The 8,541-nt window shown below is 51.8% G+C and carries 4 protein-coding genes; 1 reads left to right on the top strand and 3 read right to left on the bottom strand.

The features are described from left to right. Nucleotides 1-178 precede the first annotated feature (178 nt). From KOR42_RS25100 to KOR42_RS25110, 3 genes are all read right to left on the bottom strand, one after another. The gene (locus KOR42_RS25100) at nucleotides 179-3,607 is read right to left on the bottom strand and encodes a mechanosensitive ion channel domain-containing protein (RefSeq protein ID WP_146512555.1); all 3,429 of its coding nucleotides are present in this window, start codon (nucleotides 3,605-3,607) and stop codon (nucleotides 179-181) included. After that, entirely contained in the window at nucleotides 3,589-4,284 is a 696-nt protein-coding gene (locus KOR42_RS25105) for a hypothetical protein (RefSeq protein ID WP_146512556.1), read from the bottom strand. Before KOR42_RS25105 ends, KOR42_RS25100 begins: the two co-directional genes overlap by 19 nt. A 387-nt stretch (nucleotides 4,285-4,671) precedes the next feature. Next, entirely contained in the window at nucleotides 4,672-6,627 is a 1,956-nt protein-coding gene (locus KOR42_RS25110) for a sulfatase-like hydrolase/transferase (protein ID WP_146512557.1), read from the bottom strand. Between the two features lie 341 nt (nucleotides 6,628-6,968). Here KOR42_RS25110 and KOR42_RS25115 point away from each other — a divergent pair, with 341 nt between their 5' ends. Next, complete coding sequence (locus KOR42_RS25115) at nucleotides 6,969-7,937, top strand: PepSY domain-containing protein (RefSeq protein WP_146512558.1); 969 nt, start codon at nucleotides 6,969-6,971, stop codon at nucleotides 7,935-7,937. The last annotated feature ends 604 nt before the right edge of the window (nucleotides 7,938-8,541 follow it).

Below are 8,541 nucleotides of genomic sequence, written 5' to 3' on the forward strand. Positions count from 1 at the left end.
GAATCATTTCGATCATCTCCCACTGAAGGTCAGTCAGGTCACTTGGGTACGCTTTTCGAATCGCCTCGGACACCGTGCACTCCTTTGCGTTGATGAACCGCAAAGTGTGAACAAAACCAGACTTTCACAAAACCTCAGTTTCCGGATAGCCTCTGACTTACTTACCTAACCCCAACTCTCATAAGCCTGGTTCAAACTTCGGGGGCATTTCAGGGGGGCCAGCAATTTCTGCATTCAGAGGCATTTTGAGTACCTGCTCTTCATTCAGATGAAGGTCCATCTGCGGGAATGGAATATCGATATTGTGGGCGCGAAACGCGAGATCAATCGCTCGATTGATCTCAGTCAACGTCGCCAGTCGATCTTTGAGATCTGGCAGGTAGCACCGAAGTGTTAAGTTCAAAGCACTGTCGCCAAAGCTGTCGAACGTGACGGTTGGAGCGGGATCATTGAGAACCACCGGATGGGCGATCGCAACTTCTTTCATCAGCTCACGTGCTTTGTCGGTATCGGTTCCATAGGCAACTCCAACCGGAACCAGAAGTCGATTCGTCTTATTGGACAGTGTCCAGTTTAGCATTCGTCCTGTAATAAACTCTTTGTTAGGGACAATATATTCTTTCTGATCGAAGTCGACGATTGTGGTAGCCCGAATATGAATCTTGGATACAGTTCCAGTCACGTCATCGATCGTGACAACGTCGCCCACTCGAACAGGACGCTCAAGAAGGAGAATTAAACCGGAAACAAGGTTGGCGAAAATCTCCTGAAGTCCAAAACCCAATCCGACGGTCAACGCGGCCAGCAGCCATTGAACGCTCGACCAACCGATGCCGATGGTCTGACACGCAGTGACGACACCAGCCAAAGTGAGTGCATAGCCTGCAATCGTTGTCACCGCATGCTTCGCTCCGTCGTCCATGGTAAAGGTACGGAAAACCAGAACCTCAAGGACTGCTCGTAAATGACGACTGAAGACGAACGTCATTGCCAGGAAGATCACTGCGAAAATCAGCTTTGAAATCGTGATCGGGACAGCGCGAGTGACAAGTTGCGTTTCCGAGCGTCCCTCTCCAATATCAACGACTTCGGTGACTTGAGCAGTTGTTCGCCATAATTCGACGTTGCTGACGGACTGGACTGCAGGAAGCACTTCAATCCAAATGTTCCATGCTCCGACCAGAAAGACGACGATCGCCAGCCCACTTGCGAATCGACCGATTTGTTCCGATAGATGATGCGGATGCATTTCCGGACTGTCGTTTTCAACTTCCGACTTTCGTCCGGCCTGGTTGTGACGGCGATGAAATCGACTCGCCAGTGCGAAACGATGGTTCGCAGCAGTCACCCACTTTTTCGCAAACGAAAACGCGGCAACAAGTCCGGCAGCGAGAAGGAGAGTCATCTCGAGGCGGAATAGAAGCTTCTTAGCTGTGTAGTGGTATCCCATGAGTGACAGGACGGAAAACGCAGTCGGCCCGCATAGAATGATCACATTCACAAGGCGAAAGATCATCCTCGACCGCTGATAATTGCTGGTCGACAGGAGCGAAGTGATCGCTGCTCCGACCTGATACATCACGAACGTGAGCACAATCATTCCCGAAACGAACATCACTCTCCCCAACGACTGCACGTACTGGCCGTCGTTGAACTGGATCGCAACTCCGTCGATTAAGACGAGTGGCGTCGTGAGAATCATGAGTGTTGACAATGCACGATAGACGCGAGCCGTGACCTCATGGGGCCAACCAAGAAAGAAATCTCCGACACCGCCGCGACGCGTCAGTTGTCGCAACAATTCAATCGTTCCAGCATAGAAGGCTGCGCGAAGAAGAGAAGTTGCCAAAGCAGTCGAGAATTGGTCGTCCGAAATTGCAAATGTTTGAATCAACCACGAAGTCAACAGAATCGCGACAGGAATCGCAATCGAGATCAACGCTGTCAGTCCGAGTGCAGCTGGCATCGCGATCATTGGAGAGAGTTCACGTTTGTCCGCTCGGGACGAGATCTTTCGAAGCCATCCCAAAGACTGCCAACGCAAGAAGACAAGAAACACACACGCAGCAATGATCGTCATTGAAAGTGCAGGCCGCTGAACGAGTGCATTCACAATCGTTGTGACGACATTCACCCACTGCGATGGCGAACCGAACTTGATTGCCCCTTCCACCGCATGCTCAAATGTCCCCCATTCAGCAACTGGGGCACTTTTAATCCACAGCACTCGTTCATCAATGTAAGACCGAAACTCTTCAACCAGTTTCGCGAGGTTCTGAGCCTGAACATCGAGATCTGCCAGATTCCTAAGCCCAGAGTTGTAATCTCCAATTAAGTCGCCGAGATACTTACGACGGTCCTGAGCGAGAGTTAAAGCCATCTGTTCAATCTCGCTGGATGAACCATAGTCTTGATGGCTCTCCGCGAGAGACTTCGCAATCTCCACAACGTCTCCGAAGCGAGCACGCTCATCTTCGAGAAGCATTAACTCTTGTTGCCATTGAGCAGCTCGTTCAGCGGCGGACTTCCTCATTTCTAAGAAACGACCGACATTCGGAAGGTGATCACGCTGGTTTGTCAGATACAACCCAATCGCGGTTGTCAGTTCATTCTGAACTCGATCAACTTTTTCCTCGGCCGTTGCGAATTCTGCTTCTACAGTTTCGAGCTGTTCCGAAACCTTTTCGAGATCCGTGGCGATCGACGTCAACTCATCCTGCAGTTGAGTCCGTGTTTCGGTTAACGTGGCGTTCCGCTCAGCCAGAGTTCGCAGGGCGGGATGCGCATTCTGCAACTTTCGTCGAGCTTCCTGAGCTTGGGCTTCGGACTCAAGACGTCGAGCTGTTGCAATCTGTTCTTTCCATGCTTCGAGTCGTTTCGTCGAGTGTTTTTTCTCCCGTACGAGATTGTCGCGTTGAAGCGGAAACAGGTCTTTGAGAGCTTCATACCGGAGCTGTTCCACGTGATAGAGATCAAGTTGTTTTTCCAAAAGTTTCAGTTGCGCTGTCTGCTCAGTTCGACGAGCTTCGGTCACGAGGGGATGCTCACCCGAAACCGGTGCCGCACCAATTTGTGTCTTCAGCTCTGCAATTTTTTCCTGTGCCTGATTGATGATAACAGGCATCTGCGGCTGTCGTTCACTTCGAACTTTCGAGCGAGATTCCCAGTCTTCTAAACTTTTCGAAGCAGCATTCAGCAACTCTTGCTCAACGATGAGTTGTTGTTCGAGAGTTGCGAGATCAGCTTCTCCCGCTGTCAGAGAAAGCGGCTCTAATTCCTTTCCTAACTTCTCCTTCTGCTCTTCAATTGAAGCTGCAACGGTATCGATCTCAGCTTTGTAAGCGATCGCCTTGTTAACAGCGTCTTCAGCAAGCTTCAAAAACTCAGTGGCTTTAGCATAGTGCGAAATGACCACGGGTTTAACATCTTCAGGAGCCTCTGTGGATTCCGCGACCGACCGCTTTCTACCGATCTCTTCCAACGTCAACTCGCTGGCAGACTCGGCACCGGAACCAGTTTCCGCATGAGCAGTTTGAACGGGGGGCTCTTCGCACGACTGTTCAGGTTGAGCATCAGCAACGTCAGGAGTTACCTCTGTGCTTTCCACAGTGTGATCAGAGACGCGGAAGGCTTAGCGGCCTGACTCTCGTTCACCGCGGCAACCGGAGTCACTTGTTGATCGAAGTGAACCTTCGACGGCGCCTCTTGAGTGGTAGCCTCTTCAATAGGGTTCTCTAAAGACTTGAATCCACCGGCTTCAAACGAAGCAGCCGGGAATTCGAATTGAGTCTTGTCTTCAACAACCGGGACCAGTTGCCTTCCAGGGGGACTCTTCAGTTGAGGCGACTCCAAATTGGGATCGTCGGTTCCGGAACTGGCTTCATTGGTGACACTTTTAACTTCCGCAGGCGACTCGGTTCGGACCGGACGACGTGATCGCATCAGAGTGAAGTTACCGCTCGAAGGAGCTTCCTGCTCGTTCCAGGAACTGGAACGGCTCTCTGTCTGACCGACTGGGTTATGCCCGGGCTGAGCGGTTTGAGAGAACCATCCCGTCGAGCGATTGACCGGGATAGCCTCGCGACGAGTCGGAGAAGAAGCGTCTCCAACCGATTGTGAACTGGGAAGCGAGATCCAGTCGGCTTCGGAAGAATCCGTTGCAACCGAATCGACGTTGAACGGAACAAATTCTTGTGCGACGAGCCCGTGACACGGAATCGTCAACGCAATGGCCAATGTCGAAAAGAACGGTGATAACAGGCGGCGGAGAGAAGAGGACGACATGGATTCTCATCGATTTGAGTCAGTAGAGCAGTTTTGAGAGTGCCTTCGCGAATTTGCACGAGACTTTCATGCGAACTGGCGGGGGTGCCTCTAAGTACTCCAACTGAATTTCTTCATCAATTGAGACTTTTGCTCAAGTTCTCGATGAGAATCCGCCGCAAAGCCTGATGATCAGACGGTATCCAACGTCCGCAATGGAGAGAAATGACATCCAAGATCAGCGGAAAGCCCGGACTGAACGGCAAGAGCTGCCGATCCCCGCGCGTCGCCAATGCAGACATCAATGAATCCCCACAATTCGATGCGACTCGCAGAATCCTGAAAAGCTTGACGCAAAGAAGCCACGAGACGAAAGTCGCTAATCCTCTCGCGTGCTCAACGGTCCCCTTACGGAGTCGTTCCGACTTCCTCACCGGGAGCAGGGTATTTGCTCGACCACGGATGAAAGTCTGAAACTGGCAACGTAAGCTTCTTCGCCATGTCTTTTCGATCGTCCTGAAAGAAAACGAGCCGATCAATTTTCAGATTGGGGGAACGGGGTGCAATCCAGACATCATTCGCCAGCTCTTCGAACCGCCACTGATTCACAAGCTCCTCCGGCTGATCGATGGGGCTGAATTCATCGACCCAGCCCCATTCACCCGGTGCAATGTTCTTCGACAGGGCACCGACCATCCAGGGGCCATCAGCAACTTTGATCCAGAACGTGTTTTCCCGCTCCGGTTGCGGGTGATCACTTCGAACACGAACGGCAGCTTGCCACTCGCCCTCGACGTTCGCATTCAGACTCACCCTTGTGATTCCCGACTCGGGAGACTCTTGTTGAGAACGGAGTGCTCTCAAATAACCAAACCCTGTCGCTTCCGGGAGAGCTTTCTCCATCGCCCATGACTCATCCCGTTGAACAGGGATCATCTCCGCCTCAACGACGATCAATCCTCCCTGATCTTGAAACTGATAGCGATGAAAGACCTCTGATGGATCGGGACGAGGCACGCGACTGGGATCAAACATCGGATACGGACGCATGGAATCAAGGACTTCCTGAAGCTCAACACGCGCCTCGCGCTCCTCCGGAGAATCGTCCGCGATATACAGAGGTTCTTCTTCAAAAAGATCGTTCACGAGATCGATCATTCGGCCGTCTTCGTACAACTTGAACCACTCACCGATTGCGACTCGGATTAACGCAAAACGATCTTTATCCCAGCCCGGTCGAGGGTCTTGATGTATATAAACCCATTCGCGTTGTCCCGGTTCTTCTTGTGTCAAAACGTTGGCGAAGCTGATTCCGTCGACGTTCTGAGGAATCAGTTCTTCAGCACTAGCGACTTCGAGAAGCGTCGGAAGCAAATCAACCGAATCAATAAGATCGTCCGAGACAATGCCGCTTTGAATCGTTCCCGGCCAATTCGCGATTGCCGGAACACGAACACCTAATTCTGTCGCCTTTCCCTTTTCACCGCGAACAACTCGATCTCCTATTCGGGATGCGACACGCATGTTCGTGCCGTTGTCGCTGTAAAAGAGAACCAGCGTATTCTCTCGGAGCTTAAGGGCTTCGAGTTTCGCAACAAGCTTCCCGACGAGTTTGTCAGTGTACTCGATCATGCCTTTCGCCAGTCGCGTCTCTTCGACATGACGTTTCTCAGGCTCTTTCCACTCCGGGCTATCGGGCGTGGGGACCATCGGGTTATGGGGTAGGGCCATCGAGTAGTAGACGAAGAACGGTCCCTGCTGATTTTGTTCGATGAACTCACCGATGAAGTCGGACCAAATGTCCGGTCCGTATTTTCCGGTCGTCCGCGTCAATTCCTTGCCGTTTTGCACGATGACCGGATCAGCGTACCGCGACCCTTTGTCTTCAGTGTGTCCAACGTGCCAGAGTGAGTACTCGTCGAAACCAGAATCCTCCGGAAGCATTCCGGTATCCCGTCGAAATTCAGCTCCGGGATAGTCTGGCGGATCGTAGCTTGTGAGTTGCCACTTCCCAGCCATGCATGTTTTGTAGCCAGCTTTCTGGAAGAGATGTCCGATCGTCGTCGCTGCCGGATCCAGAATCCCGAAGGCTTTCCAGTTCCGAAGATTCAAGCGACCGGTCATCAATTGAATCCGCGTATTTGTACATAGCGGAAGGGCATAGGCCCGATCAAATCGAACACCCTCGGCAGCAAGCCGATCAAGATTCGGTGTCGCGTAGGAAGTCCCTCCGTAGCAACCGACGGTCTCAAAACCCAGATCATCTGCGAGAATCAAAACGATATTCGGTCGTTCATCCGCAGCCATCACGTTCGATGTTTCGAAAGCGAGAACAATCAATCCAACCAGAAAGAGACTCTTCACATCTGCACTTTCTATGATCAGCGACGCGAGAATGGTCCATGAAGGAACCGGCCATGAAACTGTGCGGGAGATTCGCCCCGAATTCGTTCAATCTGCTGATTCTGACTGTTCCATTTCGAGGAAACAATCGACACGCGACAAGAACTTCGCAATACTGGGCCCAATCTTTCAATCTTCGAAACATTTCAAGCGAATTCGCTCGGACAACGTACTGCACTGACAGCGAATGCAAGTCTTCCCGCAGTCGCCTGGACCGTTGCCTTTGAATTCCGGAAGCCCTTGAACGTACGCTTTCGTCCGAACCCGCTCGCTATCTGCTCTCTGAACTGAAATCCGCGACAATGCAAAATCCTGAACAAACAAGCCCCGAAGAGGCGTCCACTGCTCCCACGAACGGCAACGCACGTCGGCCAAAGCGTCTCTCCACGCGATTGATGCAGCTCATCCGCAGAATTCACCTCTATTCGGGACTGCTCCTTCTGCCTTGGGTTCTCCTCTACGGAATCACCGGAGCCATGTACAATCATCAGTGGCTCTTTTCTGAAGTCGCAATGCAGCCACTCTCCGAAGAGGTCATCGCGTCGACACCAATGAGTGAATTTCCCACGCCAGAGGGATTCGCGCAGCAAGTCGTCGATTCGCTTCAGTCTGCCGCTCCGCAATCGGAGATCCTTCTCGCAGAGAATCCACGAGCGGAGTATACGGGGGACCTGCTCTTTGAAGTCTTCGCAAGCGGAGAACGACACGTCGTCCACATCGACCCCATCACTCAGGAATCGCATCTCGTGACGTTCCCTGAAAACCCCGAAACACCCGTCCCTGTCCTCGATGACCTCCAAAGCTTCATCAAGATCGACAACGACCCTCACATCTCCGCTCTCAATTCGGTGCGTCCGCTTCTCGATGAAGCAGGAATCGACTCGGGAAATCCGAAACCTTTCGGATGGGCAAAGCTCAATTTCCTGGCCATTGTTGATGGTAAACCAGCACGTGTCACTTACGTCCTGAAAGATGGACATGTTGATGTCACTCATTACAACGGTGACGACGGATTTACTCCGCGGGCGTTCTTTCTAAGACTTCACACGTCACACGGTCAATCTCCACATTGGAACGGTCGAAGCATGTGGTCGTTGTTTGTCGACACAATGGCGATTGCGATGGTTACCTGGGCGCTATCAGGTGTCTTAATGTGGTGGCAGATCAAGCGGACGCGCTGGATTGGAGCAGTGCTCCTTTTAATCAGCATCGCAACTGCAACGTTCATGTTCATCAGTATGCAAGACTTTTATGCGACAACGAAACTGTAAGCTGCTGCTTCACGAATGCGCAGGGACTGCCTGCGAATAACCTCATGTGAGAGAAAGCTATTGACAAATGCAGTAGAATTGATTCCGCTTAATCAGGAATGGTTCGTCAATGGATGTGTACGAATTATCGCCAAAAAGTGAAGACGAGCCATTCCTTGCGGAATATAATTATTGCAAGCGACCACTTGCACTTTTTCCAACTCATGCACGCCCCCATCGCCAGAGTGAGAACGGATCCTAAGCCCACTGCGTGCACTCCCGTAATGTGGGTGCACAGACGCAATGAAGAAGGCAACTCCTTCACAGTTGAAGCCACTTCTTCTTCAAAGCTGATCTCACCACCATGAGGGATTATTGGGAGAGTTATTTATGCCGGCACCGCGAACGGGATTTCAAACGATCCCCGGTCATCTCACTCACTATCTGGATGAACTTGATCTCACGAGGAAAGACCTCGCATCCGCTTTGGGAGTGAGAGCCTATCCGGAATCCTCTTCATGCTGTAAGTCGGTATTTGAACGGAGCTTGGTTGGGTGAAGGAGCTAAGCGGCGGAGCATGCGACCAATGGAAGCCACATAGATCATGGCTTCGCTCGATTTGGTG

Source organism: Thalassoglobus neptunius (assembly GCF_007859735.1).
GTDB classification, from domain to species: Bacteria; Planctomycetota; Planctomycetia; order Planctomycetales; family Planctomycetaceae; genus Thalassoglobus; species Thalassoglobus neptunius.

Bases quoted from the DNA above. Each gene is read 5' to 3' on its own strand.
- KOR42_RS25105 (WP_146512556.1), bottom strand. From the start codon at position 4,284: ATGTCGTCCTCTTCTCTCCGCCGCCTGTTATCACCGTTCTTTTCGACA.
- KOR42_RS25115 (WP_146512558.1), top strand. From the start codon at position 6,969: ATGCAAAATCCTGAACAAACAAGCCCCGAAGAGGCGTCCACTGCTCCC.